At 45.8% G+C, this 26,741-nt stretch carries 28 protein-coding genes and 1 pseudogene; 2 read left to right on the top strand and 27 right to left on the bottom strand.

Annotated features, from left to right (window positions below; all coding sequences use genetic code 11):
• Positions 1 to 38 precede the first annotated feature (38 nt).
• The 14 genes and pseudogenes from ACHHV8_RS13880 to ACHHV8_RS13815 form a co-directional block, all read right to left on the bottom strand.
• The gene (locus tag ACHHV8_RS13880; protein ID WP_395158807.1) at positions 39 to 1,073 is read right to left on the bottom strand and encodes an SDR family oxidoreductase; all 1,035 of its coding nucleotides are present in this window, start codon (positions 1,071 to 1,073) and stop codon (positions 39 to 41) included.
• A gap of 220 nt (positions 1,074 to 1,293) precedes the next feature.
• Positions 1,294 to 1,617, bottom strand: a complete 324-nt coding sequence (locus ACHHV8_RS13875) for a hypothetical protein (protein WP_395158805.1) — start codon at positions 1,615 to 1,617, stop codon at positions 1,294 to 1,296.
• A gap of 415 nt (positions 1,618 to 2,032) precedes the next feature.
• Positions 2,033 to 3,331: an IS110 family RNA-guided transposase gene (locus ACHHV8_RS13870; RefSeq protein ID WP_395158340.1), complete on the bottom strand. Its 1,299-nt coding sequence runs from the start codon at positions 3,329 to 3,331 to the stop codon at positions 2,033 to 2,035.
• Between the two features lie 206 nt (positions 3,332 to 3,537).
• Positions 3,538 to 4,143 (bottom strand): FMN-binding negative transcriptional regulator, encoded by a 606-nt coding sequence (locus tag ACHHV8_RS13865; protein WP_395158802.1) that lies wholly within the window; start codon positions 4,141 to 4,143, stop codon positions 3,538 to 3,540.
• A 122-nt stretch (positions 4,144 to 4,265) separates the two neighbouring features.
• On the bottom strand, positions 4,266 to 4,799 hold the full coding sequence (gene paiA, locus ACHHV8_RS13860) for a spermidine/spermine N(1)-acetyltransferase (protein WP_395158800.1): 534 nt from the start codon (positions 4,797 to 4,799) through the stop codon (positions 4,266 to 4,268).
• 43 nt (positions 4,800 to 4,842) lie between these two features.
• Positions 4,843 to 5,010 (bottom strand): annotated as a pseudogene (locus ACHHV8_RS13855) (MarR family transcriptional regulator); the annotation flags it as partial.
• The gene (locus tag ACHHV8_RS13850; RefSeq protein ID WP_395158798.1) at positions 4,977 to 5,960 is read right to left on the bottom strand and encodes an MFS transporter; all 984 of its coding nucleotides are present in this window, start codon (positions 5,958 to 5,960) and stop codon (positions 4,977 to 4,979) included. The gene ACHHV8_RS13850 and the pseudogene ACHHV8_RS13855, both read right to left, overlap by 34 nt.
• Positions 5,902 to 6,243, bottom strand: a complete 342-nt coding sequence (locus ACHHV8_RS13845; RefSeq protein ID WP_395158796.1) for an MFS transporter — start codon at positions 6,241 to 6,243, stop codon at positions 5,902 to 5,904. The genes ACHHV8_RS13850 and ACHHV8_RS13845 overlap by 59 nt, the downstream gene beginning before the upstream one ends.
• A 56-nt stretch (positions 6,244 to 6,299) precedes the next feature.
• A complete protein-coding gene (locus ACHHV8_RS13840; protein ID WP_395158794.1) occupies positions 6,300 to 7,322 on the bottom strand; it encodes an ROK family transcriptional regulator in 1,023 nt (340 codons plus the stop codon).
• 311 nt (positions 7,323 to 7,633) lie between these two features.
• Complete coding sequence (locus ACHHV8_RS13835) at positions 7,634 to 9,313, bottom strand: extracellular solute-binding protein (RefSeq protein ID WP_395163501.1); 1,680 nt, start codon at positions 9,311 to 9,313, stop codon at positions 7,634 to 7,636.
• Positions 9,314 to 9,331: 18 nt separating this feature from the next.
• The gene (locus ACHHV8_RS13830) at positions 9,332 to 10,192 is read right to left on the bottom strand and encodes a carbohydrate ABC transporter permease (protein WP_395158792.1); all 861 of its coding nucleotides are present in this window, start codon (positions 10,190 to 10,192) and stop codon (positions 9,332 to 9,334) included.
• A 13-nt stretch (positions 10,193 to 10,205) separates the two neighbouring features.
• Complete coding sequence (locus ACHHV8_RS13825) at positions 10,206 to 11,174, bottom strand: ABC transporter permease (RefSeq protein ID WP_395158790.1); 969 nt, start codon at positions 11,172 to 11,174, stop codon at positions 10,206 to 10,208.
• Between the two features lie 575 nt (positions 11,175 to 11,749).
• Positions 11,750 to 12,457 (bottom strand): DNA alkylation repair protein, encoded by a 708-nt coding sequence (locus ACHHV8_RS13820; protein ID WP_395158788.1) that lies wholly within the window; start codon positions 12,455 to 12,457, stop codon positions 11,750 to 11,752.
• Positions 12,458 to 12,675: 218 nt separating this feature from the next.
• Complete coding sequence (locus ACHHV8_RS13815; RefSeq protein WP_395158786.1) at positions 12,676 to 13,842, bottom strand: S-layer homology domain-containing protein; 1,167 nt, start codon at positions 13,840 to 13,842, stop codon at positions 12,676 to 12,678.
• A 177-nt stretch (positions 13,843 to 14,019) separates the two neighbouring features.
• On the opposite strand from ACHHV8_RS13815, the gene ACHHV8_RS13810 reads away from it, so the two are divergent.
• Both ACHHV8_RS13810 and ACHHV8_RS13805 read left to right on the top strand, forming a co-directional pair.
• The gene (locus ACHHV8_RS13810) at positions 14,020 to 14,493 is read left to right on the top strand and encodes a MarR family transcriptional regulator (RefSeq protein ID WP_395158784.1); all 474 of its coding nucleotides are present in this window, start codon (positions 14,020 to 14,022) and stop codon (positions 14,491 to 14,493) included.
• Between the two features lie 156 nt (positions 14,494 to 14,649).
• Positions 14,650 to 15,885 (top strand): MFS transporter, encoded by a 1,236-nt coding sequence (locus ACHHV8_RS13805; protein WP_395158782.1) that lies wholly within the window; start codon positions 14,650 to 14,652, stop codon positions 15,883 to 15,885.
• A gap of 14 nt (positions 15,886 to 15,899) precedes the next feature.
• Here the strand turns inward: ACHHV8_RS13805 and ACHHV8_RS13800 are convergent, their stop codons facing one another.
• From ACHHV8_RS13800 to ACHHV8_RS13740, 13 genes are all read right to left on the bottom strand, one after another.
• Positions 15,900 to 17,045, bottom strand: coding sequence for a GerAB/ArcD/ProY family transporter (locus tag ACHHV8_RS13800; protein ID WP_395158780.1), 1,146 nt, complete (start codon positions 17,043 to 17,045; stop codon positions 15,900 to 15,902).
• Positions 17,046 to 17,084: 39 nt separating this feature from the next.
• On the bottom strand, positions 17,085 to 17,306 hold the full coding sequence (locus tag ACHHV8_RS13795; RefSeq protein ID WP_395158778.1) for a hypothetical protein: 222 nt from the start codon (positions 17,304 to 17,306) through the stop codon (positions 17,085 to 17,087).
• Positions 17,303 to 18,490 (bottom strand): Ger(x)C family spore germination protein, encoded by a 1,188-nt coding sequence (locus ACHHV8_RS13790; RefSeq protein ID WP_395158776.1) that lies wholly within the window; start codon positions 18,488 to 18,490, stop codon positions 17,303 to 17,305. The genes ACHHV8_RS13795 and ACHHV8_RS13790 overlap by 4 nt, the downstream gene beginning before the upstream one ends.
• A 69-nt stretch (positions 18,491 to 18,559) precedes the next feature.
• Complete coding sequence (locus tag ACHHV8_RS13785; protein WP_395158774.1) at positions 18,560 to 20,143, bottom strand: spore germination protein; 1,584 nt, start codon at positions 20,141 to 20,143, stop codon at positions 18,560 to 18,562.
• A 154-nt stretch (positions 20,144 to 20,297) separates the two neighbouring features.
• Complete coding sequence (locus tag ACHHV8_RS13780) at positions 20,298 to 20,579, bottom strand: globin family protein (protein WP_395158772.1); 282 nt, start codon at positions 20,577 to 20,579, stop codon at positions 20,298 to 20,300.
• Between the two features lie 19 nt (positions 20,580 to 20,598).
• A complete protein-coding gene (locus ACHHV8_RS13775; RefSeq protein WP_395158770.1) occupies positions 20,599 to 20,856 on the bottom strand; it encodes an EAL domain-containing protein in 258 nt (85 codons plus the stop codon).
• Positions 20,813 to 21,646: a diguanylate cyclase domain-containing protein gene (locus tag ACHHV8_RS13770; RefSeq protein ID WP_395158768.1), complete on the bottom strand. Its 834-nt coding sequence runs from the start codon at positions 21,644 to 21,646 to the stop codon at positions 20,813 to 20,815. Before ACHHV8_RS13770 ends, ACHHV8_RS13775 begins: the two co-directional genes overlap by 44 nt.
• Positions 21,598 to 22,179, bottom strand: a complete 582-nt coding sequence (locus tag ACHHV8_RS13765; protein WP_395158766.1) for a PAS domain-containing protein — start codon at positions 22,177 to 22,179, stop codon at positions 21,598 to 21,600. The genes ACHHV8_RS13770 and ACHHV8_RS13765 overlap by 49 nt, the downstream gene beginning before the upstream one ends.
• Positions 22,180 to 22,988: 809 nt before the next feature.
• Positions 22,989 to 23,903, bottom strand: coding sequence for a VOC family protein (locus ACHHV8_RS13760; RefSeq protein ID WP_395158764.1), 915 nt, complete (start codon positions 23,901 to 23,903; stop codon positions 22,989 to 22,991).
• Positions 23,904 to 24,317: 414 nt separating this feature from the next.
• Positions 24,318 to 25,616, bottom strand: coding sequence for an IS110 family RNA-guided transposase (locus tag ACHHV8_RS13755; RefSeq protein WP_395158762.1), 1,299 nt, complete (start codon positions 25,614 to 25,616; stop codon positions 24,318 to 24,320).
• A 187-nt stretch (positions 25,617 to 25,803) separates the two neighbouring features.
• A complete protein-coding gene (locus ACHHV8_RS13750) occupies positions 25,804 to 25,977 on the bottom strand; it encodes a hypothetical protein (RefSeq protein WP_395158761.1) in 174 nt (57 codons plus the stop codon).
• A 182-nt stretch (positions 25,978 to 26,159) separates the two neighbouring features.
• A complete protein-coding gene (locus tag ACHHV8_RS13745; RefSeq protein ID WP_395158760.1) occupies positions 26,160 to 26,549 on the bottom strand; it encodes an arginase family protein in 390 nt (129 codons plus the stop codon).
• Entirely contained in the window at positions 26,528 to 26,728 is a 201-nt protein-coding gene (locus ACHHV8_RS13740; protein WP_395158759.1) for an arginase, read from the bottom strand. The genes ACHHV8_RS13745 and ACHHV8_RS13740 overlap by 22 nt, the downstream gene beginning before the upstream one ends.
• Between the last annotated feature and the right edge of the window lie 13 nt (positions 26,729 to 26,741).

The following is a 26,741-nucleotide window of genomic DNA, read 5'->3' as shown; positions in this document are numbered from 1 at the left end:
ACAATAAATCCTCTTCCAATGCCGCGGCAATCTCAGCCTTAGAAAGAATCAAGGACTTTGTGGGCAATGAGACTTCTGGCGCAGTCCACAACCGTCTGCCCGGCAGGACGCGGCCGCCAGCCAAGCAGCTGCTGCGCCTTCATCGACGTATACCGATACCGCCGTCCCAGCATGGGCGTAATTGCGCGAAGCTTGGGATCCAACAGAGACATCAGCCGAAGCACGAAATCGGGTACCGTCCGCTGCGGCACTTTCGCGGCCTCCTGCCCAAGCGACAATCGCAGCATCGCTGAAATCTCATTCATCCACGCAAATTCGCTCACCGCAATGAATCGCTGTCCGGCCGCTTCCTCCGATGTCATCGCACGGATGTGGATATTCGCCAAATCGCGCACATCCACGACTTCAAAGCCTATCCGCGGGGTCCCTGGCATTCGCCCCTGCAGCAGACGGCCAATCACCTGCACCGAGCCCGGGCTGTCCGACGATAGTACCGGGCCGAATACGGAGCCGGGCATTATGGTCGTCAATACGGTCGGTCCGCTGCAGTCCTTCATAAATTGCCAGGCATCCATCTCGGAGAGCACCTTCGACTTCCGGTAAGCGTTCAGGTTCTTATCATGGGGATCGCTCCACAACGATTCGTCAATAATCCCTTCCTCTTTGTAGCGGGACGGTGTCGCGGCTGCGCACGATGACGTCATAACCACGCGTTTTACTCCCGCTTTCGTTGCGGCGCGCAGAACGCGGAGCGTCCCCTCGCGGGCAGGCGCGATCAGCGCCTGCTCATCGTTTGGATTATCGCTGCCTAACGGAGAAGCGACGTGAAGCACATACGTACAACCGGCAGCTGCCTCCTCCCATCCGGCATCCGCGGTCAGATCCGCAAGAAAGAAGCTCAATCGATCGCCCGGGTCTGTTTCCGCGGCAATTGCTTTGCGGATCGCGTTCTCCTTGGAATGGCTGCGAATGGTAGTGCGCACTCTATAACCTTGCCGCAAAAGCTCGATAATGCACCATCCTGCTACATATCCGCTTCCTCCCGTAACTAAAACTGTCTCCGGCATTGCCATTCACACCAATCTCCTCTCATCCTGCTGCCGGCTCCCTCAATGGGATGGCTTGTGAAGCCATTATCTCCTACATAGAAACATAAAACTTGATCATTTCTGCCGAAAAATTGCCCAATTCTGCTATCCAATCTTATGCCGAGAAGTACGCTTGTGGGAACACAAAAAAGACAGCACATCATTTCCCTGTACTGTCTCCCCGAGACCCTATTTATTGAATTAATTAATACCTCACTCCAGCCTTATTATGCTTAAAGGCTTCTTGTGTAATTTGATAAAGATCGTCCTTAGGCTTCTGTAGTAAAATTGAAGTGATATCATTACTTATATATTTGCGACCTTCTAACCTTATTCCTTCCTCATTTAATTTGTTGGCAACAACAGTGACACTTCCTTCAATCGCATACTCATGAATTATCCTTGCTTCTAGCGATTGAGGTACATAGGACTCTATTAGTTCAATGACTCTCTGCTGCTCCGTAATTATTTTATATAATGCCTCAACATATTCCTTTCTCTTTTGCAAACTAACTTTCTTCATTTTCATAATTTCACGCTCCTACTATAAAGTAATGTTTTCTCCTGGTTTCTCACGAATTCTCAATATTTCAACTTTGACAGCTTGAGCGATAATAGTGGAGAATGCGGCCTGTGCAACTGATTGAAGTCAGAGCGTAGGCGGGAATAGAGCTTAGGATATCAGATTCCAAAACTGTGGATTATTCGGTATGATCGCACAGTTGGATATCCACATTCACCCTCGAGGTTTACCCTCCCATGTCACGCTGGGTCTATGCCCTCACATTCCTTCGTTCTACCTCTCAAGGGGTGGATGCCGATTCTTGCTCCTTTACGGGGTCGTTGCCCTTATGGAATATTGTTCGTCGGCTTCTCCGGTGCTTCCGTTGTCATAGTTGTTCACTTGTGAATAATGCGAGATTCCAGGTATTTGCTTTCTTGCTCTAAGCAGCCTCTTGCTGTATCTGGTAGCTCCTAACGGGACCCATAACGTCAATTGCGTTGTACTCTCTTTGCTTTGTCCCCAGCGTGTGCAGAACTCGAATGAGTTTGCCACACAAGGCGATGAGGGACTGCTTTTTCTTGAGTGGATTTTGGCTTCGCGTTGTATAGTGCTTGTGAAGCGACTTAAAAGCCTCATTCTTAGCCACCATTGGCATCACCGCGCGGTACAAGAGCGCTCGCAGGCGTGATCGTCCTCGCTTGCTAATTCCCGTCTTGCCCTTGCGTTTACCCGAGCTGTTCTCTTTGAGGTTTAGCCCGGCGAGTCGAATAATTTGTTGACCGTGATCGTAGTTGTTTAGATCCCCAACCTCAGCTAGAAATCCAGCCACGGTAATCGCTCCAACTCCCGGTACGGTCAGCATTTGTATTACTCCAGGAATGTTCTCCAGGATCCGCATGACTTGCCCCATAATGGATTCCAGTTGATCGTTAAACAGGTCGAACTGCCCGAGCAGCGTATGAAGTTCCATTCGAGCCGCGACGGCGCCTTCTACCAGTCCGATAGACGCAACAGCGACAGCGTATAGCTTTTCTGCACGCTTGATCCCCACGCCACGCTTCACGTCCGTCTTCCAGTGAGCCAGGACGTCTCTGGCCCCCTTGGCGACGATGTCTGCCGGCAACGGAAATGCCCTCATCGTCATGAGCGAAGCTTTGCCGTCCCAATCCTTAAAGACACCGATGTACTCCGGAAAAAACCTGTCAAACCAGTTGCCGATGCGACCTTTCACTTGCGTCAAGCTGGCCGACACCTTCTCCCGCAGGTTCATCAGGATTCGTAAATCTGCGTATTCTTTTGTAGGCAATTTCGGCTCCGAGTACTTCCCGTTCCGAATGAGATCCGCAATGACTTTGGCATCTTTATAGTCGCTTTTCGTCTGCGAGTTGTCCTCAAGTTCTTTCGTCTTGCTGACATGATGCGGATTGACGACAACGACCTGAATGCCTTGTTCCTGCAGAAATGCTGCGAGCGGGAACCAATAGTGTCCGGTTGGCTCAATTCCAAACACAATATCAGTCTTGCCATGTGTTTGTCCGAGCTCCTTCATCCACGTCGCCAGTTTTGTCAACCCTCCCTGATCGTTGTGGAACACGCAATCCTTGCCCAGTTCAATTCCACGAAAATCTACTGCACGCGCTACATGAATCTTCTTGGCAATGTCCGCACCGACAACCAGCGTCGAATCGGTAATTCGTGTAATCCGTTGATTCTGTTTCTGTTTTAGCTTATGCTTCATAGTAGGTGCCTCTTTTCGTATGTGGGTTTTGTTCTTTTGGTCGAGAACAACGATTCCCAGTATACAAGAGGCGCTTTTTTCGTTCAAAGCTCAAATTACTTCATTACAGGAATGGCTCCTTTAAGAATAATGAATAATCGATGTTCGATCATTGTTTGAATTTTCGAAAGCTGCTGACAGGACAGAGGATCCGTTAGCTTGAAGATCTAAAGATTTTGTTTCATAAGCGAGGAGATTTTTTGCTCATCTGTATTTTGGATCTTTTCGAGCTGTTGAATAACCAATTCCTGTCGTTGCATGGAATGATTTTGGCTTAGCTTGGCTTTCCCTTCTATTCTGTTCATTTTCATTTTAAAGCCGCGAATTCCTTTATTCAAACCGCTTAGAAAGTCGGGATCTATATCCTGCAGCCTGTAAGAACTATTAGGGTTCTCATACTTCGATACCATATCATTTAAGGAAAGCATTATTTCATTGTCGTCATCTATAAATTCGATTTCCCCGTAGACATGAACGGTCACATAGTTCCATGTTGGGACAGCTTTATTCGTCTCATACCAAGATGGAGAGATATAACAATGCGGGCCATGAAATACGGCTAACACGGTTTGATTGCTAATGTCTTTCCATTGAGGATTCGGACGAGCAAAATGCCCATACAGGTACACATGATTTTTATCGAGAATTAAAGGTAAATGGGTAGCGTAGGGTGCCCCGTCATGCTGAGAGAACAATGTAGCAAAACTATACTCTCTCATAATCTTGTAGGCAATGGACATATCCGTAATTTCAAAATGCGAAGGTATGTACATATAATATTCTCCTCTCATTCATTATATTTATAATCATAAATTAATAATAGATAAGAGTATTGACTGTTATAAGATCCAATTTTATTAACTATTATTGTACCAATCCGTTACTGTTCTTCGTATCAATTGCTGGAAGATCCCGCCAGCGTTTTAGTCATGACAAAATCAACTTGTTCCTCATCCCCCATATAAAAAGAGTGGGCTCCCATTTGAACAAAACCCATTTTTGTATAAAAGGCAATTGCCTTCTCATTCTTTTCCCAGACGCCTAGCCAGATCATCTTTTTGCTGTTTTCAATGGCTGTTTCCGCCGCTTTGTTTAGCAGATAGGTTCCAAGCCCTTTTCCTTGAAATTTATATCGAATATAAATCCTTTCAATTTCGAGTGACGCATCACCCATTTTTTCGGATTGGGCATCATCCATATTCAGCTTTAAATATCCAGCAAGTTCTTCATTGTCATAGATGAAAAAGAATTGCGAAGAGATATTGTCCATTTCCTTTTCCAACTGTATAAGGTTAAATGCCTTTGCCAAATAAGCTTTGATATTTTCAGGGGAATTCTGGTCTTTAAATGTATCATTGAAAGTTTCAATACTTATATTTTGAAGTATTCGCATATCTTCAGGGGTGCATTTTTTTATTGTTACATCCATTTTAAAATGTTTCTCCTTTAGACCAGATTAATAGGTTCTCTTATTTCCCTTTTTCGGTTGGAAACAGTTTTTTTATTTTTTTGTTATGTTCGTCATCATGCTTTTCAATAAAAGCATTCATTTCAAGTTTTGTAATTGCGCGAGCGGCGGTAGTACGGTCTACTTTCATCATTTCAGCTAACTTCTCTTGAATGATTCCGGGGTTTTCACACCCATAGATTCCGTTTGCTTTCTTAAAATACGGTTTACCCGTTCCACACTTACCGCCATTGATAGAGCGAAAGCGACCACAACAAAAGGAAATAAAGATATGCTCGTTTGTGTCGCAAGCAATCCAAAGAGCGGCGGAAGAAATGTAGATCCTGTGTAAGCGACTGCCATCTGATATCCCATCAGCTTGGCGGCATTCATCCGTCCAAAGCGCGAAGGCGTCTCGTGCAGAAGGCCAGGGTAGATAGGAGCAAGCCCAAGCCCAATAAGAATAAGTCCGGCAAGCAGTAACAACGGATGAGGGATCAGCAGCATCGCTCCTCCCGCAATAGCAATGAGCTGACCACACCGGATTAATACACGATTGTGAACTTTAAGAGTAATGAAACCGGTAATAAACCTTCCCAGAGTTATGCCGCCATAATATAAAGAAACCCAGCCGGCAGCCGTTTCTGCTGTTAAATTTCTTGCACCTACCATATAGCTGGCTCCCCATAATCCTATCGTAGACTCAACTCCACAATAAAACAAAAAAGCGATAAGCGTATATTTCACTCCCCTTATCCGGAGCACATTAGACTTGAAGCTTCCTGCAGGCTGCATCCGCTCAGCTTCAACTTCAAATCGGTCTTGTGAAATCGTACTGGTTGGACATTCAGTCCCTTTAGTCGCAGCGACGCGTTTCCACAGGGGGAGCGTAACAAGCAATATAATCGCCAATGAAAACTGTACCAGAGATACTGCTGTATATCCTTCCCTCCAGGAGTTATGCTCCGCAATAAAATAAGACATAATAATGGGTCCCATGGTTGCCCCCACACCCCAAAAACAGTGCAGCCAGTTCATGTGATGAGCCTTATAATTTTCAGCTACATAATGATTTAATGCCGCATCAATAGCACCGCCGCCTAGACCAAGAGGAATGGCCAAGAGGAATGGCCAAGAGCACAAGCCAAATCATAGAAGGAACCATAGAAAACCCGAGCAGCGCTCCTGCAGTGAGGCAGCAGCTGATTAGCGTAATTTTTCCCGTACCGGCTCGCTGCACCAAATTACCACTAATGAGACTGGAAACGATGGTCCCCCCAGCCACAATCATGGACAAAACCCCCGCAAAGCCGAACGAAGCCTGCATGTCGGAACGCATCACAGGCCAGGCCGAGCCAAGCAGAGAATCCGGAATACCTAGGCTAATAAATGAAATATAAATAATGACCAGAAATACAGTAGCCATGGTGCAACCCCTTTAATAGAGAATAGGAAGGTTAGAGTACAGAAGCCTTGTTATGATCAGCCCTCTGTAATCATCAGTTGAAGTGCTAAATGCTGCAGGCCCGTCAAGTAATCATGTCTCCAATTGCTCTTTATAAGCATCGGTATGTGTTCCCGCGGTATATATGCCGAGCTTTGATCTGCGATCCTGGCCAAGAGCGCTTCGTCTACCTCATCGTCGCAAAAAACGACTGCCCTGGGGTTGAGAATAGCGGCGAATGAAGCGATCAACCGGGCGACTGCATCAATCTGGCTGTCCTCAGCTAATTGAATCCGGTGATGATGTGTTTCCGCATGAAGCGCTTGACTGAAAGACCGATTATCGTACTGAGGCACAAAGGAAATCTCTCCGGAGAAAAACGTGCTGCCCCGCACGACATCGCCGTTGACCATAATCCCTGACCCCGGCCCATTCTGACCAAAATACAGATAAACTAGTGACTCGCTCTCAATTTCGAAGTTCGATGCATAGCCAAGCACCGATGCGTTCATGTCATTTTCGACCACAACCGGTATTTGAAATCGTGCTTCAAGCTCCCCTTTCAAATCATAGTTAAGAAATTGCTCATACGGCGGGATGAAGATTATTGTCCCATTGTTAACGGCGCCAGGCACTCCAACAGCGATGGAACGGAGACTTGGATATTTCTCGATCAGGGTTTCGATAAGCTGCTCCAGCAGTTGTGTATTTTGTTGTAGTACGCTCGGTTGGGTCCCCTGTTCTTTCACTTCCCCGATACAATTAAATATCGAATAATTCGTCTCGTTCTTCTCAAGAAACACAGCTAATCCCAACATGTATTCCGGATCATACGTATACCGCTTCGCTCTTCTTCCTCCACTGGAATCATCATTTCCTGTAAAGCGGATTTCCCCCTCTTTCTCCATCTGGGCTATAAACTTGCTGATCGTCGGAAAGCTTATCCCCAATCGTTGGCTGAGCTCCGCTTTCGTGGCGCTTCCCATCATGATGAGTCCTGCACGGATGCGATAAATTAACGGCTCCCTTAGTTCTTTTGGCGAATTGTATGGATGCGTCAAGATCGATCACTGCCTTTCATTTTTAAAAAGCGGCGTCACTTTTTAAAAAGATTTAATAAGTCAGGATCATTTTAACAGAAGCTGCATGTAACGGCAATAAATAATAATTTGCGAAAATGGCTCATCCCTGCCTGTTACTTCAATGAGCACAGCAGCCATTGCCGCGGGAACCACTTCCTAGACCGTTCAATTAACCACGAACGCTTTCAAAAAAATAAGCGACCGTTCCCCGGCGGAATACCGGAAAACGGTCGCAGCATACTAGTGTGTCTTAGTCATGATTCCTTGCTAGTTTTAGTAAAGAACCTTTATTATTTACCATTCTGCGTCTTGTAATTTTTTACATATTCATCTTGAACGGCTTGGCCACCCTGAGACATGTACTGTTGAACCAATGATTTGTACAGGCCATCCACTTCGGCCGGCTTGGCAACGATGAGTTTTGCTAGCATTTGAGCTGAAAGATTCTTAAGCGCCGCGTTGTTTTTGGCATCAGCCGCATTCGGTAAAGAATAGAAATAGTTAGTATAAGCGTCGACCATCCCTACTTTTAAAGCATTCTCTGCATCTTTTTCATAGCCAGGATATCCTGCTGAAATGGCTGCAGTATTCTTCTCTTGATCACCAAGCTCGATACCGTTGGAAAGGATATCATAGTCCAGGTTGTTAGCAACGGTCATCATTTTATCGCCAGAATTTGTCGTTCCTGTCTGTTTCGGAACCCCATTGACCATGTTGTAGTCCACACCTTCCTGACCGTTCTGAAGGAAGAGGGTTACTTTAGGGTCAGCCATCCAGTTGAGGTACTGTACGGCAAGGTCAACGTTCTTACTCGATTTAGGGATAATGATATACATACCGTTCGGGCTGTATACATTCTTAGGATGTTTGCCTGCATCATTCTGCCATGGATCAATAGGAATAAGCTGAGAACCAGGAACGTTCTTCACAAGGTTGGCAAGGGTGCCGGGAGCTGTTCTGTACGGACCATCCCAGTTCGTCTGGAAGGCTCCGACTTTGCCATTGGAAATATCTGCATCTAACAGTTTGCCATCCTTATCCGTTGCGAAGTTCGGGCTAATCAAGCCTGCGTTATACATCTTGTTCATATATTGAACCGCTTTATCAAACCCTGGCATACTCCAGTTTGCCTGCCAGATCGCTTGCGGCTGCAGGGTAGCAAACTGTTCTTCAGTAAGGTTGGACGGTTTAAAGGCTTCCGGTATATAGCTCAATCCGGGATTCGCTGGCTGCAAGGCATAGCCGTAAGGGATGACACCACTTACATTTCCGGGATTCTTCTCTTTGAATGCAACCATGGTGTCGTAGAACTGTTCAGGTGTCGTAGGAACAGGAAGCCCCAGTTTATCGAGCCAGTCTTTGCGGATAAACGTATTTGAACCTGCAAGAACCGTCCTCTTACCCGGTATTGAATACTGTTTGCCATTAAATTTGCCATACTTCAATACATCATCGCCAAGATACTTCGTAAGAGTAGGTCCATACTGCTTGAGAACGGAATCCAGCTCTGCCAAACCGCCCTGCTGTACATAATTATAAACAACACCCTGGTTATAAGTGTAGGAAATGTCAGGAGCCTGTCCGGCTGCCATCAATACGTTCAGCTTGTCTACTTCCTGGGCTCTAGGAACGGAAACAAAGTTTACGGTCGCATTAAACTGCTTGCCGAAATTATCGTTAACATATTTTGTCCAAAAGTTATTATTCAAATCCGGTTGTCCGGGTTTGCCTCTGTCGAAAACCTCGACAGTTAAGGTCCGATGTTCTTTTGTCGTACCTGCTGCGGTACCATTGTCTGTGCCGGTGGTTGACGAATTACTCTGGCAGGCAGCTAATAGAGATGTGAATGTTAGCGCTACCAAAGAAATAGAGATAGATCTTTGTACTTTTGCTTTCAAAGAGACCACTCCTTTTGTAATTTTGATATTGGTAATTTTATTTATATAAATTCGCGAAATTGATTCCATCATCCATTTCACGTACCTATATCAGCCTTTAACGGCACCAATCATAATTCCGGATACAAAGTACCTCTGAAGCCATGGATACACAAGAAGAATTGGAACCGTACCAAACATAATACTTGCCGCTTTCAATGCTTCTGAAGGCAGATTTACATTGACATTCTCGCCGGACATTTGCTGCGAAATATTGATAACGTTGTACAGCTTAAGCTGAATTGTATACAAATCCTGGTCTGTGATGTAGAAAAGAGCATCCTGAAAATAATTCCATCTGAATACGGCATATAATAAACTGACTGTGGCAAGCGCCGGCTTGGATAGTGGCAGCACAATTTTAAGCAGAATCTGCAGCTCGTTGCATCCGTCCAGGTATGCCGCTTCCTCCAGGCTTTCGGGCAGGCTCTGGAAGAACGATTTCAATATGATCATATAGTAAACGCTCATCACCCCTGGAAGAATCAGTGCCAATGGCGTGTTCAACAGATTCAGATTCTTTACATTCAGATAATCTGGAATCAAACCGCCGCTAAAATACATGGTAAACAGCATCAATAGCAATAAAGTACTTCTGCCCTTGAGTCTTTTTTTCGTCAGCGGATACGCCGCCAATATTGTCACTACCAAGGCAAGAAGCACAAATACCGCCGTCAGGATCACCGTATAGAACAAGGAATACAGCATACCGGCATCCCCGAATACAACTTTATAGGCTTCTATATTAAAGTCTATAGGGTAGATGGTAACGGCCTGGGATATAATCGCTCTGTTCGAGCTAAGTGATTGCGAAAGAATATAGAGAAAAGGAACCAGGCATATAAAAACTGCAATTAAAACAATAAATGCGGCCGTATAGTCAACAAGCCTCTTTTTTACATTTTGTGACATAGTCCGTTCCTCCTCACCATATTCCATTCTCGCCTAATTTGCGGCTTATAAAATTGGAAGTTACCAGGAATATTAAACAAATAACAGACTGGAACAGGCCGACGGCCGCACCAACTGAAAAGTTCGCCGATTGAATGCCTACACGATAAACATAGGTACTGATTACGTCACCAAAGTCCATGACAAGGTTGTTTTGAATGTTGAATGGGCGGTCGAAGTTAATGGCCATAATATTACCAAGCTGCAGGATCAGGAGGAGTACAATCGTTGAACGGATACCTGGCAGCGTCACATGCCAAATCTTCGCGAACCTGCCTGCGCCGTCTGCTTCAGCAGCTTCATACAACTGCTTGTCGATGCCCGTCATCGCAGCAAGATACAAAATGGTACCCCATCCTGCGTTCTGCCATACACCAACTAAAGAATACGTGGCAACCCAGGCATATTTGTTCGTGAGAAACGGTAACGTATCCCCTCCCATATGGGTAATTAAGGAGTTCAGCATACCTGTGGGAGAAAGCAGCTGAGTAACAATACCGCCGATAATAACCCAGGAAAGGAAATGCGGTAAATATAGTATGGTTTGACTTACCTTTTTAAATTTAGTCCATACCAGCTCATTGATTAAAATAGCCAAAATGATCGGCGCTGGAAACCCTACAATCAAATCCAAACCGTTAAGCACCAGCGTGTTTCTAACCACCTGAAAAAATTGGGGTGATGAAAAAATCTCCTTGAATGTTGCAAAATTGTTCCACGGGCTCAAACTGGCGCCCTGAAAAATGTTGTAATCTTTAAAAGCAATCTGTATACCGTACATGGGAGCATATTTGAATGTCGCTATATATACCACGGGGACGATCAACATAAGATAAAGAAGAATATCGTGCTTTATATGGTAAAATAATCCTCTTCTTCTGGCCAGCGGCTTTCCGATGCTTTCTTGTTTATCGAGAGCAGCACTACTATTCATCGCTTTCATAAACTACAACCTCCAATTCGCGGCTCTTCGCTAGACTTTGGATAAAGTTACGTTTAACGGTGGACGGCTCCAATCACTTTTGTTTGGCAACGCTCTACTTAAAGGATTAAGCAGGCCCTTCTTTTCCTGTATGCGTTTTCAAAAACTGCTCCCCACATACAGTGGATTTCTGGGATCGTGCCATCAGAGTAGCTGTGTGCTCATAATACTAAGTTTCGGTCTATGTCGTAAACAGGTAATAATATCCCTTTATTCGGTCTGCTATTCTAATATTTTTACGGGCTTCTTTGCTCGCCTCGGCATACACATAGACATCACCCTTTCATTCGCTTGGTTAATTCAGTGAATAAACTAAGTCGAAGCGACTATGTTTGCCCCTCCTAATATATGTAATTGATTGCGTTTTCATAGATTATTGTATCCCAGAATTTAATTCATGTAAACACATTCTTGTATGCTAGTATTATTAATATTTTTTAGCGGGTTTGTCCAACCCTGAAAATATATTCTATACCGAGTAATTTGCGTCATTTGTCCCGTCAGGGGTTACTCCTGCTTCTGAAAATTGTAATTTTTTAACATCTTACATGCTTTCGTTTGAACCCGACCTTCCCTTTCTCTACCATCTTTTGAATATTTTCAACTCCGTTCAGAAGCTTGCTTTTTCCCTTGTCATTCTTGACTTCTATCGGTCCTACTGCCTTCGCGGCTGCAAGCGCCCTGTCATGGAGGGGCAAATAGGAAGTCGCCACAGTGTATATAAAATTATTCATCGAATATTTCGTTCGCTCGGGAGCGTCGTGAATCGTATTTTTAACTTGCTCCAGCATTTTGGTAAGCTTGCTTTCAGCAAATTCGCTGTCCGGACGACTGCCCAGCAGCCAGCAATAACAGCTCCAGCCAGCAGACATCCGCAAATCCTCGCCGCTGGCAATCCACTTATCGGCAACATCCTGCGCAATATCCGCTTCCGCCAAAGTGACGGCCACTACAAAATCGGACAGCATATAAAAATAGGCCGCGTCCATCCAGCGGTCAAAATCCGCCTCCGTCATGGAGTTTGGCTCAGCTATGATTCCGGCATAGTACATGGCATCATAATTCCCCGTAGCATACAGCTGCTCCGCCAAAGCTTGATTGAGCTTGGTCTTCTTGAAAATGGGCTTCATTTCCCCTGTCGCCACGCCAAAAAGCGGCTCCCTTGCACCATTGGACAAGTACATTTTCTTCAGTCGTTCCTTGCCGAGCGCCTCAAGCTCCTGCATAACCAGTTCTACATTCATCGTTTTACACTTCCTTCGCCGGGATAGTTTGCACACTGTTAACGGAGAAGGCCCCCGTTCCATTAGTCCGCGGCAGCCTTCGTATGATCTTTATTGAACTCTTGATGTATACAAGCCTATTGTGTCTTTTTTCCAAATGAATATTCTTTCTTTTTTCAAAAAGAAAACGGCGGCTTTGAATAGTCAGGTTCAAAACCGCCGCTTGGTCAAGCCGCTAATTACTTCAACTCATTTAATGATTCTTTGAGAGCTGGACTCAAACTATAAGTTTTTATGATAGCTTCAATTGATTCTGCACGCGTTGCACCGCTGCTCGGGTCGAACGTATGCTCCGTCTTCCCATCGAAGATTCCCAAAGCAGCTGCCTTTTTAATTGCATCTGCACCGTAGGCCTCATCCAAATCCGTAAACTGAACTTTCGATGTATCTTGATTAAGGATCGATGCGTTCAGCACACGAGTGATCATAAGGGCCATTTCCTGGCGGGAAATGGTTTTTTCCGGCCGGATCGTACCGTCCTCGTATCTAGTCAATACACCGACAGCTACGAGTTCCTTAAGATGATCTGTGAACCAGTGATCATGGATATCGCTAAATGCTGCAAAATCGTTTTCATTGAGAGTTACTTTGCGCGATGCCATGTCCACAAAAGCACGGTCTATCATTGCTGCAAATTCTGCGCGCGTAATTTGGCTGTCCGGCTCGAACCCGCCATCAGGATAGCTATTAAGAACGCCAAGCTTAGTCAGTTTTTCAACGGAAGGAAGAGACCAGTGCCGGTCAACATCATCATACTTCAGCGTAACAAGGTCATCCCCTTTACGGAGTATTTCCGCCGTTCTAGCTTCTACGCCGGCGATTACATTGCTGTCTGCATTAACAACCCGGCTTCTAAAAATATCGTTAGGGGCCTGATACTCTCCTGCTTGTACCGGTTTAGACGGCGCGGGTTCTGCCGGCTTCGAACTGTCTTCTACTTTCGCATCATCGGATTCAGTAGGTGTCATAGTTGTAGAAGATGCACCAGCTGACGAGTGTTTTCGTTTACTTTGCGGTTGACTGGTGTAAGCATACAGTGTGATGGTTCCAGCATCGAAGCTTTGACCGGCAGGTACGGTCATGCTTTTGGAATGATCCGCATACCCATAAGCGCTTGCGGTGACAGTCTGGGCCCCTGATGGAACATCACTCAATGTAAATTCACCCTGCGCGTTCGTCGTTACGCCGATCTGACCGATTGTAACAGATGCGCCATCAATCCATCCATAACCGTCTCCATAAACACGCCCTGTTACCGTGCCGGTCGTTTGAACAGGTGTAGGTGGCGTATTGCCGCCAATTACATGCTGTACGTACGGTTCGGATATACTATCCGCTGTACCCAATCTCGTATCTCCGAAATATTTAGCTGTAATCGGGTGATCTCCGACACTGAGATCACTTGTTGTGTAGGTTCAAACCACCCCGCACCTTCTCCTTGAGCAGGTCTTTCATAATATTTTTGAAATAGAAGCAAATTTAATATAATATTGTTAATGCACCAACAGGCGGGAGGACAGGCCATGAACAAAAAAGAACAGGTCATCCTGGGCTTCAGGGACTTATTTAACAAGATGGTTTGGCTTAATAAGATCAAGATGGAAGACTGTCTTAAGGGGTATAAGCCTTCTGAAGTGCATTGTATCGAATACATTGGAAGGAATGCAGATTCCAACGTGACGAAGCTTGCGGAGTCCTTTTATATGACGAGAAGTGCCATAAGTAAAATAACGAAGAAGCTCATAGAAAAAGGCTTGATTGAAAGCTATCAGAAGCCGGATAACAAGAAAGAAATTTATTTCAGGCTTACCGAGCAAGGAAAAATAATTGACAAAATCCATGAGGAACTGCACAAAGAGTTCCAAGAGCGGGATAAAGCCGTTTTCGATCAGGTAACCGGGGAGCAATATGACAGCATGCTTAGCTTCATAGAGAAGTATAGCAGGCATTTGGACGTTGAAATAAAGAAACAGGGTATCGATATACAGTCGGAATAATTCGGACGAATATACATGAAGCTAATGGCAGCCGGTCTCTATTGAGAACAGGCTGCTTTTTTTATTGCTGTCATTTTGTTGACAAGGAAACAATATTTTGATATGGTTGTTTTGTTTCCAAGGAATCAAAATTACGACCTTTGAGGGGAGAAATTCATGTTCAAATTTAGATTACACAATGAACCGAACACAGAACAAACCGTAGATAAGAAGGCGCTGCTATTCGGCCTTATGTCGGTGTTTCTGTGCGGAATAGGCTTCAGTATCATAGCACCTGTCGTCCCATTCTTGGTACAGCCTTATACAAGCAGTCCGGGAGAACAAGCCATAGTCGTTACGCTGCTGACCTCCGTTTATGCCGTCTGCGTATTTTTTGCGGCCCCCGTACTTGGAGCTTTGAGCGACAAATATGGCCGTCGTCCTTTGCTCTTACTATGCCTTTTGGGCTCCGCAATCGGCTACTTCGTTTTTGGCATAGGAGGAGCTCTATGGGTACTATTTGCCGGGCGTATAATTGAAGGGGTAACTGGAGGAAGCATTAGCACGATCTTCGCCTATTTTGCGGACATCATTCCTCCGCAGCAGAGAACCAAATACTTTGGATGGGTGAGTGCGGTTGTTGGTGCAGGCACCGTCATCGGCCCTACGCTAGGCGGATTATTTGCCAAGTTTGGTTATGCCGCCCCCATGTATTTCGGAGCTATAATCACTTTAATGAATGTGGTTTTCGGGATGTTATATATGCCTGAGAGCCTTGACAAGAAGAAGAGGCTGAAAGAAATTACTCTTGTAAGACTGAATCCATTTACACAGCTTGCCAGCATACTTTCCATGAGAAACTTAACAAGGCTGCTGGTCTCCGCGTTCTTACTTTGGATACCTAACGGGTCTTTACAGGCCGTGTTTTCACAATTTACAATGGATACTTTCCATTGGAAGCCTGCACTCATCGGATTGATGTTTTCAATAATGGGCGTCCAGGACATCATTTCACAGGGCTTTATTATGCCCAAGCTATTAAAGAAGCTTAGTGATAAACAGATAGCCATGCTTGGAATGGTGTCGGAGATGATAGGCTACAGCCTTATTGCAGCATCGGCCTTGTTCTCCTTCTATCCTCTGTTTATCGCCGGAATGTTTATCTTTGGCTTTGGCGATTCGATCTTCGGGCCTTCATTTAATGGGATGCTCTCCAAGTCCGTCGATTCCAGTGAACAAGGGAGGATTCAAGGAGGCAGCCAATCCATTCAGGCTTTAGCCAGAATGATTGAGCCTATCATCGGAGGTCAGATTTATGTATCCCTCGGTCATGCCGCACCCGCATTTATGGGTATCCTCCTCATGGCAGCGGCAATCCTGGTTTTGTCCAAGGGCAGGCATGCAAGTGTATAACTTGTCCGCTCTATTTAGCCACTCGACTCACCTTCTTTGTCTCCGGAAAATTTGCGGCGAAGGCTGGCAATACCGAGCAGCAGCAGCGGAATCACAACTTGGTATACCGGTACATCAAACGGGGCTATGATTCTTGCGTGCAGGCCCACGCTGGTAAAGCTCGGGAACCCCCATATGCTGCATGCTATCACCAGAATGCCCACCGGAAATACGATAGGACGGTAGTCCGACAGCTTCCAGCATTGTCCTACAGAAAGGACGACGGCATAATAAAATACCGTGATTTTTATAAAATTGCCGACAATCCACATCGCCAATATTAACGCCTCCAAGTTTTCGAAGAAATCGGCGATGCTGATATAACGGACAGCAGCCAGAACCGGGTACGTTTTGTTACCCGTATCCGCTCCAAGCAGCCATAAGGTCATCAGATTGATAAAGGTCATACTAAAAATAATGGCAATAAGCGATAACAATGCCCACTTTTTTCCTTTCTGGGGGTCCGACAAAGAAGGCAGAAAGAAGGTAATCAAAAACAGCTGGGCTACCCAGGCCTGCGGCGCAGCTGCGCCCTTCAATACGGGAAGGATGCCGTGTCCCAGGACGGGAAACATATTTTTGATATGCAGATCCGGAAACAGCAGAAGAAGACTAAACATGGGCAAAATAAAGATAGGCGTGAAAATCATGGCGCTCCTTGCAATCATCTCTACACCGCCGCGTACAGCAATGGCTGCAACCAATACCATCGAGGAAATAATAATAAGGATAGGCGTTTCGAATAGAAAATTTCCCTTGACGAACTCGGCATACTGCCTGGAAATAATACCCGTGATTTGCAGCAGATGAAAGCTGAACAGTAAGGTCACCGCCTTCCCGGCCCATGTTCCGATGATCTGCTCGCTATACTGTGCAATGGTCATGCCGGGAAACAGGCGGTACAGCCGGGTGGCTGCAAACACCGCAGCATAGCCCGCTACCACGGTAAAGATCCCCGTCATCCAGAAGTCGTTCTTGGCATAAAATGCGGCGCTCGCCGGAAGAACGAGAACCCCTACGGCAAATACCGTCGGATACATCAATACTCCGAGTTGAAGCGAAGATATTTTCCCTTTATCCAGCATCTGCGGTCCTCTCCTCTGACGATCTTTATGCTTCACTGCCGCCCATCCTCTCTATTCTTCCTGCATCGTTACAAGCTAGTGCTTCAACCATCCGCTCAGCGGCTTATAGATATGCTGCAGATAGTTTGTCGGCCCCGGTATATGAGGCAGATCAAACATGGATAAGATCCAGCCCAGCAGAAGAAGCGATATGAACGCCGCCCGATCCCTTGCTGGCTTTTGTTTCAACCGGGGCCATTCAAACCATGCAATGATGGATATCGCAGCCGTTACGCACCCGAAGAAGCTCCAATTCATGAAGTCGACACCTCTTCTTCCGTCACCCCGCCCGGTGAATTGGTGAGGCCGGGTCTTGATATATAAGCTTTAACATCCGTGCGGACTTCAACCTTCGGAAACAGCTCCTCCCACCGGCCCTTCGCTTGTTCCCACTGTCTGGGATATTTCCCCTGGAACGCTTGGGCAAAATCAAATATATCCGCCTTCAATCCCTGTTGAACCTCACGGAGGGCCAGCTGGATGCGCCCTTGTACATCCTCAGCAAATGCTTGCTCCAGTTGATTCAGAAAATCCGGATTCATGGGATTCGACAAGGTCCCATTCTGAATCATGTCTCCTTCTGTCCTTACTTTAATCGTCATCTTCCACTTATTTCCTTCGATTTTGGGAATAAGCTTAACACTGGCTTTAACAGGGTTTAACGATACATCCCCCTGGTGCTGATCGGGCCGGAATGTCACGGTATATTCCTCAATATCGTTTCGGATCCACATGACCCCTCGCGTAACCTTTTCCGATATTTCGCCAATCATTTTATCCTTCTTGAAGACGGCAGTACCCAATATAAAAGGATTCGTTTGCAGCGAATCAGCAGGCTTTTCCGGTGGAAGAATGCGGATAATAGGGAGCACGGCTGACCTGGATTCTCCTTTTAACATGATGCTCAATTCTTCCAGCGTTACTCCGATGCCGATTTTATTTTTGGCCAATTCACGAAGCACCTCCGCTGAAGTACGCTCCATCGGAGGGAGCAGTCTCAGCGCCTCTGACGCTTTACCTTTACTGACGAACATAAATGCTCGTTCCCTGGGCTGAGGATGCCGAACTAGGAAATCGAAATGCTCCCGGATTCCTGCCGTTGCTACGGCGTCACTGAGAATAAAAACTTTGCACTGTCCCCAAAATAACTTACGGGACGTTGTGCGTTGGAGCTTGGACAAAGCGTCGGCAGCATTGTATCCTTCTTCATACCGCACGATGGTGTGCGGCGATTCACCGGCACTTCCGCCATCGGTGGAATCTCCCTTTTGACTCTTGGGAATAAAAATTTGTACGGTCAGTTGAATGAGGCGATCGTCTTTTCCCCGATCGAAAGCCAAGCCTGTAACGATAGCGAGGTCATTAATTTCTGTGCGATCCCAGCAGCCTGCAAGCGAAATACAAGCCAAGCACAGTGTCATTACCATCAATCGTATTTTCATAGAGACCGTTTTCCTTTTCCTTATGCTGATAATTGCATCGCTTGCCGTAAATCGTAAGCAAGTGAACGGTTACTCATCCTCTTCCCATGAAGCAGACATTTGCCGGTTCCCCTGCCTGTACTTATTATAGCCCCCTGTCAGGCGAGGACGCGTATTCATCATCCACCATGGCGATCTAAAGAGAACATCCTTCAATTCTTTCAGCTGCGGATTGGTAATCGAGGCTAAGTAAGGTACGCCGAATGAGCGCAATTTGCACAGGTGCAGCACAATTAAGATTAATCCCATCATGATACCGGCCAATCCAAGTGTCCCTGCAAGCATCATTAAAGGGAATCGCAGCATCCTTATAGCTATTCCGGCTACATATCTTGGTATCATAAATGAGGAGATGCCTCCAAGGGCAACGACAATCACCATCGGTGCAGATATGAGACCGGCCTGAACGGCCGCTTGCCCGATCACAAGCGCCCCGACAATGCTGACGGCGGCGCCGATTTGCTTCGGCAGCCGTATTCCCGCCTCCCGAAGCGCTTCGAAAAAAACTTCCATAATGATTACTTCGACCAGCGCCGGGAACGGTATTTCTTCCCTCGAGCTTGCCATGCTGACTAACAAAGAGCCTGGTATCATCTCTTGATGAAAGGTAAGCACGGCCACATAAAAAGAAGGCAGAAGAAGAGATATCAAAGTAAAGCAATACCGCAGCAAGCGGGTCATCGTACCGTACCAATAGCCTTGGTAGTAATCCTCTTGAGTTTGCATTAAAGAAAACAAGGTTATCGGGGCAACTAAAACAAAGGGAGTACCTTCGGTCAGAACAGCTACTCGTCCCTCCAATAAATTGCTGCAGGCTACATCAGGCCGTTCCGTATTCAGCATCAAAGGAAAGGGCGAGAAAGGATGGTCTCTAATCAATTCTTCGATATAGCCGCTCTCCAGAATACCGTCTATTTGTACCTCTTGCAGCCGCTTCTTGATCTCATCGACGACCGTCAAATCGGCGAGTCCATCAATATAAGCGATCACGGTGCGGGTTTGGGTGTATTCCCCAATCGTAATGGATTCCATTTTCAGATGCGGACTTTTGATGATTCTGCGTATTTGGGAGGTGTTGACGCGAAGAGTTTCAGTGAAGCCTTCCCGCGGGCCGCGTATTCCCGCTTCTGCAGAGGGCTCCTCGATAGCCCGCTTCTCCCATTTAGATAATCCGAAGGCGAGGCCTTGCGTTATCTTATCTACGATGAGGATGGGATAGCCGTTAGAAAGAAACTCGACACATTGCTCGAATGTATTGAATTCCATGATTTGCGCCAGCGTGATCCTTTTCTTCAAGTAGGCAAGATCTTGACCATCCCCCGCCTCTCCCTCTATGAGGGGAACAAAGAGATGCTCCTCAATGCTTTCGGAGTCTGCTAAACCTTCAATATACATCATTATGGCTTGGGTATGGCCGCCAATAACGAAAGAACGGATAATGATATCGGAACAATTGGAATAGATGGAGCGGAGTTTATCCAGATTTTGCTGCAGATCCGAATACATGATTTGACGGCTCTGCTTTGCTGCAGGCTGCTGCGTCCGGTCAAGGTGCTCAGTCTTCGTTGTTTTCAATGGTTTTCTTAGAAAACGGATCAAGCTGAGCAGCTTCATGTCAAACTCCTCCTCGTTTATTTAAAATTTATCATGTTCTTTCCCTTCCTTTTTTATGCAGTACTTGGAGAAGTCTGCACATTGGAGACGGTGTATCTCTAAAATAAAAGCCTGAAGACGAATGAAATGTCTTCAGGCTTTGCGATATATTTTGTTACAGCTCCGATTCCAGCTGAGTTAACAGCTTCACGACCAGGTCAGACGCTGTCTGAAGATGCTCAACGGAAGTGATGGACTCGTAAAATTGAGTTATCATTTCGGACTTATACGGGTAAAGAATGTGCGCAGCCTCTTTGATCTTTGCAAGGGTATCCTGGTTGATGCCCATAAACGCCAAGAGTTCCTTGACCCGCTCTCCTACAGGGGTGATATCGGTTGCACATGCATGATCCAGGTATTCCGTCCACGATTTTGTCTTTTTAGTAAAAAAGTTCATATGCTCAAGTCCCCTCGACCTATTTAATATATGTTGCTGCGGGCACACCGCTCAAGTACTGTTCAAAATCATGACTGGACAGCGGCTTACTGAACAGGAAGCCTTGCCCCTGGTCGCAGCCATCTTCACTCAGCACAGCTAACTGTTCTTGATTTTCGACACCTTCAGCAATGACGTTTAAGCCGAGCGTTTGAGCAATAGTCAATATTGCCTTGACAATCGCATGGCTTTCCTTATTCTGGTGAATATCCCGGATGAACGAAGCGTCGATTTTCAAGGTATCGAAGCTCATTTTCCAAAAGAATACGTTCCAGGGAGCGTTCTTCCATATCCAAGCGAAAGAATGAAATGCCGTTTCTGCCGCTGTCTTTCACCGCATAAAGGGCCATATCTGCCCGTTTCATCAGTTCTTTAGGCACCCTTCCATCCGATGGAAAGAGAGCGATGCCCATACTGCAAGAAATATGAAACAGCTTGCCTTTGAAATCAATCGGCTTTTGCAGACTTTTTTGGATTCGCCGGGAGATGGACGCGACTTCTTCTGGACTGGATATGTTGGTTAATAATACGATAAACTCATCGCCTCCCAAGCGGGCTACCATATCATTCGAACGAATACACTGGCTGATCCGTTGAGACGCTTCGATTAGAATCAGATCGCCAGCCTCGCGGCCGAGCGAATCATTTATGTTTTTAAACCGGTCCAGATCAAGGAACATGATAGCCAGCTGCAAACGAAGCTGCTTGGCTTGGTGGATTTCTTTGCGCAAACGATCCATAAATAATCTTCGGTTCGGCAAATCGGTCAGCGTGTCATGATAAGCCAGATGGTGGATCATTCGTTCCGATCTTTTCCGCTCAGTTATATTGCGCATCACGAGAACCAAGCTGCTCACGATCCCTGATGGATCGATAATCGGATTAATTCCGGTTTCCATGTCGTAATAATCGCTATGCTTCGTACGCACTCTGAGCTCCAGCAGCGGGGATGCCTCCCCTGTGCCTTGCTGATCTTGAATCACCTTGTTGAAATGCTCCCGGTCTTCTTCATGGATCCATTCGTACATGTAATGCTGTTCAAAATCAGCCAGCTCGTATCCCAATAACTGCGGTGAGAAGGAGACACATACTTAAATTTTCCCTCTGCATCAATAATAGAGATCAGATCCGATGAATTTTCGGTAATTAAACGGTACATTTCCTCGCTTTTCCTTATATCTTCCTCCATCTGTTTCTGCAGGCTGATATCGTTTCGAATCGAAATATATTGATACGGCTTTCCCTGCTCCGTTAGAAACGGGACAATTGTCGTATCCACCCAATAGAATGAACCATCCTTGGCTTTATTCCGTATTTCTCCGCGCCAAACCTGTCCGAACCCGATCGCGAACCACATCTTTCTAAAGAAAGAAGACGAGTGATACCCGGAATTGAGAATACGATGATCTTGGCCAAGCAATTCTTTTCGTTCATACTGGGAGATTCTGCAGAACTGGTCATTCACATAAAGAATCATCCTGCCCGCATCCGTGATGGCTACAATGGAGGATTGATCCAAGGCATGCCTGACATCGGCCAGTTCCTTTAATGCTTCTTTCAAGCTTTCATCCCTATCGAACAAGGAGGTTTCCAAAAAAAGGATATGTCCAATCGCGCGCTGTCTCCAAGTTTTCATTCCCCATATTTTACCACCCGCTTCATATTGTAAATTCATGTTCCTATCCGGTTTTCATAAAAGACCGCACAAAATAACCCACCCAAACGCAAACTAGGGTCGGTTGCAATACTAGCTCCTTGCTATTCAAGTGCCCAGTTGAGAATAGCCGCTCCTCGCCTCCACAAAAGATTCAATTAGGTCAAAACAGAATTGGAAAACTTCAAAATATTTCCTTCAGCCTCGCTAAAAGACCGTTAATCTTGCGTCATAACTGCCAATTTTTTATAGGTCAATCGGACTATTTTAGTATACCGAATCTTACAATGATTCCAATAATAAACCCCATTAAATTTTCTTTATAACTTATAAATACACCGCTTTTTGACTATAACTTTAGCATTCATGGCTCAGCAGTTTAACACTATAAACCCTATTACATAAGCAAATTTTGCTGAATTCCATGTATAAATGAACCATCCTGCTTTCATATTTATACTATAATTATCCATGCTAAAAGGCTGTGATTGCAGTCACATTTTGTCGAAAAAACAGGTATTTGTACCTAATTGTGGAATTGGGGACATGAGTCTAAATTAGAAGAGGTTTTTGTCGCAAAAGAATTGGCCGCGTGTAAAAACGGAGGTAACAAATAAGCTATACGACGCGGCCCATGGAAAGGTTATTCAGTCATTTGTTATTTGTTCGAATCGCTCAGCCCTGCCATGCTATCCAGCAGCTGGCTGTATGTTAGATTATCCCTTGTAGGCTTTCTGCAGCTCCGCAAGATCAAATTTCTTCATTTTAAGAAACGCCTTCGTTACGCGCGCGATTTGCTCCGGTGTACCGTTATTCATAATCTCTTCCATCTCTATCGGCACAATTTGCCAGGATAGTCCGTACTTATCTTTCAGCCAGCCGCACTGCTCGGCTTCAGGAACTGCAGTAAGCTTATCCCAGTAGTAATCAATCTCTTCTTGGATGTCACAATATACCATAAACGAGACTGCTTCGTTGAAACTGAATTTGTGCTCGGCCGCGCTGTCCATTGCGGTAAACCACTGATTTTCAAGCATGAAATCAGAAAACATGATTGTTCCTTCCTGATTAGGTTCCATGCCTTGAGGGTAGCGGACCCTAAGTCCCTGCCTGGAGTTCTTAAATACGGATAAATAAAACTGAACCGCCTCTTCCGCTTTACCGCATTTGTTACCGACAAACATGAGAGACGGCAGGATCGCCGGCCGTTCTTCACCTTCTGGATTGGTAAGAATTAACTGCCAAGACAAACCATACTTATCTTGAATCCAGCCATACCTCTCACTGAAAGGATACTTATCCAGAGGCATCAACGCCATGCCGCCTTCAGACAATTTGCTCCAAACCTTATCTATTTTTTCTCTTGCGTCTTTTTCTCGCGAGGGGTCAAAATTAACCATAAACGACACGGACGGATTGAACTTGAAAAAAGGACCTGCGCTGATAGCCATGAACTTCTGCCCCCACAGCTCAAAAGAAACGATATCGGAATCGCCGGATGGTGTGTCGTGGAAGGTAGCTGTATTCGTAATTTTGGAGTCCGGGAATATGGAAGCATAAAACTTCGCCGCTTCATACGCCGCCTTGTCAAACCATAAATGCGGAACGATGATTGGATTCGTTTTTGTCATAGTTGTTCCTCCTACTATAAAGTAATGTTTTCTCCTGGTTTCTCACGAATTCTCAATATTTCAACTTTGACAGCTTGAGCGATAATAGTGGAGAATGCGGCCTGTGCAACTGATTGAAGTCAGAGCGTAGGCGGGAATAGAGCTTAGGATATCAGATTCCAAAACTGTGGATTATTCGGTATGATCGCACAGTTGGATATCCACATTCACCCTCGAGGTTTACCCTCCCATGTCACGCTGGGTCTATGCCCTCACATTCCTTCGTTCTACCTCTCAAGGGGTGGATGCCGATTCTTGCTCCTTTACGGGGTCGTTGCCCTTATGGAATATTGTTCGTCGGCTTCTCCGGTGCTTCCGTTGTCATAGTTGTTCACTTGTGAATAATGCGAGATTCCAGGTATTTGCTTTCTTGCTCTAAGCAGCCTCTTGCTGTATCTGGTAGCTCCTAACGGGACCCATAACGTCAATTGCGTTGTACTCTCTTTGCTTTGTCCCCAGCGTGTGCAGAACTCGAATGAGTTTGCCACACAAGGCGATGAGGGACTGCTTTTTCTTGAGTGGATTTTGGCTTCGCGTTGTATAGTGCTTGTGAAGCGACTTAAAAGCCTCATTCTTAGCCACCATTGGCATCACCGCGCGGTACAAGAGCGCTCGCAGGCGTGATCGTCCTCGCTTGCTAATTCCCGTCTTGCCCTTGCGTTTACCCGAGCTGTTCTCTTTGAGGTTTAGCCCGGCGAGTCGAATAATTTGTTGACCGTGATCGTAGTTGTTTAGATCCCCAACCTCAGCTAGAAATCCAGCCACGGTAATCGCTCCAACTCCCGGTACGGTCAGCATTTGTATTACTCCAGGAATGTTCTCCAGGATCCGCATGACTTGCCCCATAATGGATTCCAGTTGATCGTTAAACAGGTCGAACTGCCCGAGCAGCGTATGAAGTTCCATTCGAGCCGCGACGGCGCCTTCTACCAGTCCGATAGACGCAACAGCGACAGCGTATAGCTTTTCTGCACGCTTGATCCCCACGCCACGCTTCACGTCCGTCTTCCAGTGAGCCAGGACGTCTCTGGCCCCCTTGGCGACGATGTCTGCCGGCAACGGAAATGCCCTCATCGTCATGAGCGAAGCTTTGCCGTCCCAATCCTTAAAGACACCGATGTACTCCGGAAAAAACCTGTCAAACCAGTTGCCGATGCGACCTTTCACTTGCGTCAAGCTGGCCGACACCTTCTCCCGCAGGTTCATCAGGATTCGTAAATCTGCGTATTCTTTTGTAGGCAATTTCGGCTCCGAGTACTTCCCGTTCCGAATGAGATCCGCAATGACTTTGGCATCTTTATAGTCGCTTTTCGTCTGCGAGTTGTCCTCAAGTTCTTTCGTCTTGCTGACATGATGCAGATTGACGACAACGACCTGAATGCCTTGTTCCTGCAGAAATGCTGCGAGCGGGAACCAATAGTGTCCGGTTGGCTCAATTCCAAACACAATATCAGTCTTGCCATGTGTTTGTCCGAGCTCCTTCATCCACGTCGCCAGTTTTGTCAACCCTCCCTGATCGTTGTGGAACACGCAATCCTTGCCCAGTTCAATTCCACGAAAATCTACTGCACGCGCTACATGAATCTTCTTGGCAATGTCCGCACCGACAACCAGCGTCGAATCGGTAATTCGTGTAATCCGTTGATTCTGTTTCTGTTTTAGCTTATGCTTCATAGTAGGTGCCTCTTTTCGTATGTGGGTTTTGTTCTTTTGGTCGAGAACAACGATTCCCAGTATACAAGAGGCGCTTTTTTCGTTCAAAGCTCAAATTACTTCATTACAGGAATGGCTCCTTATCTTCTGAGAGAAGGCTTGACCCGAGCTTTGTTAGGAAACCTCGGATCTGCCAGATTATCATGATTTATAGCGGGTTAAATTTAGGGCGTTCGGTCTTGTTAATATCGCCAATTAAAGGCAAACGAGAGAGCATATTCAGCAAGAAATAAGAATCCCAAGGGAAATGCTCAGTTATCCCTAAACCGATGACATCATATGCTTTGGCTGTATCTTGCAAAATACGGATAATCGTTTCCATTTTGACTCCCCGCGGGAACTTATCCTTACTTATCCTTATACTCCTCGTATGTTTCCGGGTAAGCAACCAAAAGCGAACGGAATTGTGTCATATCCAGTACATCCAGATCAAAATGAATCATTATTTTAGATAGTTTCCGTTCATCCAGCCATCGCAGCACCTTTGAACTATCCTGCTTTATTTCATCCGGTCCCAGGCCCCACAATATCCAATTTCATGTTTCGCAGCGGCTCAGCGTTTAAAGGCTCCAATAAATCATTTAACCCTACGAATAATACCTGTTCAGGTTTAAAAATACGCGGGACCTCTGCGACAAATTGTTTATCGCCCACCCCAAGTAAATTCGCAAGAACTATTGCGTGATGGTTTGGGATATCTTCCGGAATATAGACGTCAGGATGAGCATCAACCCAGAGCAGAGCCGTGTCCCCATCATATTTCTCATTCAGATATGCAAAAGGAGCAAGTTCGACGCTGCAATCTCCCCCCAAAACGACGATATGTTCAGGATTGTGTTTATGAATTCGTTCCTTGGCATAGCGGGCTTGTTTCAGCACGGTACCTTTTTCCATGATTTCACTATTTCCTCATCAAGATTGGAACTTACGGACACTTCTTCAAAAGGCCCCTCTGACTTGGGAGCAAGCCAGTTTAGCAAACGGGCTCCCAATATATAGGGAGGATTATTCCCTCCACCTTGCCACTGCGGAAATAGAAGACGCAGCGTATGATCGTTTGTATTGTCCATCATGGAAAATGCTCCT

The sequence above is a fragment of the Paenibacillus sp. TAB_01 genome, from assembly GCF_043945595.1.
Lineage (GTDB): Bacteria > Bacillota > Bacilli > Paenibacillales > NBRC-103111 > Paenibacillus_S.
Note: the sequence above shows the minus strand (reverse complement) of the source record. Positions and strands in the feature narration are given on the sequence as shown.

Coding starts and splice junctions, on each gene's coding strand:
- ACHHV8_RS13770 (WP_395158768.1), bottom strand. CDS start 21,646: ATGTACGAATGGATCCATGAAGAAGACCGGGAGCATTTCAACAAGGTG.
- ACHHV8_RS13835 (WP_395163501.1), bottom strand. CDS start 9,313: ATGATGGAATCAATTTCGCGAATTTATATAAATAAAATTACCAATATC.
- ACHHV8_RS13795 (WP_395158778.1), bottom strand. CDS start 17,306: ATGAATTGGAGCTTCTTCGGGTGCGTAACGGCTGCGATATCCATCATT.
- paiA (WP_395158800.1), bottom strand. CDS start 4,799: ATGGATGTAACAATAAAAAAATGCACCCCTGAAGATATGCGAATACTT.
- ACHHV8_RS13845 (WP_395158796.1), bottom strand. CDS start 6,243: ATGGCTACTGTATTTCTGGTCATTATTTATATTTCATTTATTAGCCTA.
- ACHHV8_RS13740 (WP_395158759.1), bottom strand. CDS start 26,728: ATGATGGACAATACAAACGATCATACGCTGCGTCTTCTATTTCCGCAG.
- ACHHV8_RS13785 (WP_395158774.1), bottom strand. CDS start 20,143: ATGAAGCTGCTCAGCTTGATCCGTTTTCTAAGAAAACCATTGAAAACA.
- ACHHV8_RS13805 (WP_395158782.1), top strand. CDS start 14,650: ATGTTCAAATTTAGATTACACAATGAACCGAACACAGAACAAACCGTA.
- ACHHV8_RS13790 (WP_395158776.1), bottom strand. CDS start 18,490: ATGAAAATACGATTGATGGTAATGACACTGTGCTTGGCTTGTATTTCG.
- ACHHV8_RS13865 (WP_395158802.1), bottom strand. CDS start 4,143: ATGTACATACCTTCGCATTTTGAAATTACGGATATGTCCATTGCCTAC.
- ACHHV8_RS13745 (WP_395158760.1), bottom strand. CDS start 26,549: ATGGAAAAAGGTACCGTGCTGAAACAAGCCCGCTATGCCAAGGAACGA.
- ACHHV8_RS13880 (WP_395158807.1), bottom strand. CDS start 1,073: ATGGCAATGCCGGAGACAGTTTTAGTTACGGGAGGAAGCGGATATGTA.
- ACHHV8_RS13870 (WP_395158340.1), bottom strand. CDS start 3,331: ATGAAGCATAAGCTAAAACAGAAACAGAATCAACGGATTACACGAATT.
- ACHHV8_RS13825 (WP_395158790.1), bottom strand. CDS start 11,174: ATGAAAGCGATGAATAGTAGTGCTGCTCTCGATAAACAAGAAAGCATC.
- ACHHV8_RS13780 (WP_395158772.1), bottom strand. CDS start 20,579: ATGAACTTTTTTACTAAAAAGACAAAATCGTGGACGGAATACCTGGAT.
- ACHHV8_RS13810 (WP_395158784.1), top strand. CDS start 14,020: ATGAACAAAAAAGAACAGGTCATCCTGGGCTTCAGGGACTTATTTAAC.
- ACHHV8_RS13760 (WP_395158764.1), bottom strand. CDS start 23,903: ATGACAAAAACGAATCCAATCATCGTTCCGCATTTATGGTTTGACAAG.
- ACHHV8_RS13830 (WP_395158792.1), bottom strand. CDS start 10,192: ATGTCACAAAATGTAAAAAAGAGGCTTGTTGACTATACGGCCGCATTT.
- ACHHV8_RS13820 (WP_395158788.1), bottom strand. CDS start 12,457: ATGAATGTAGAACTGGTTATGCAGGAGCTTGAGGCGCTCGGCAAGGAA.
- ACHHV8_RS13755 (WP_395158762.1), bottom strand. CDS start 25,616: ATGAAGCATAAGCTAAAACAGAAACAGAATCAACGGATTACACGAATT.
- ACHHV8_RS13875 (WP_395158805.1), bottom strand. CDS start 1,617: ATGAAAATGAAGAAAGTTAGTTTGCAAAAGAGAAAGGAATATGTTGAG.
- ACHHV8_RS13750 (WP_395158761.1), bottom strand. CDS start 25,977: ATGGAAACGATTATCCGTATTTTGCAAGATACAGCCAAAGCATATGAT.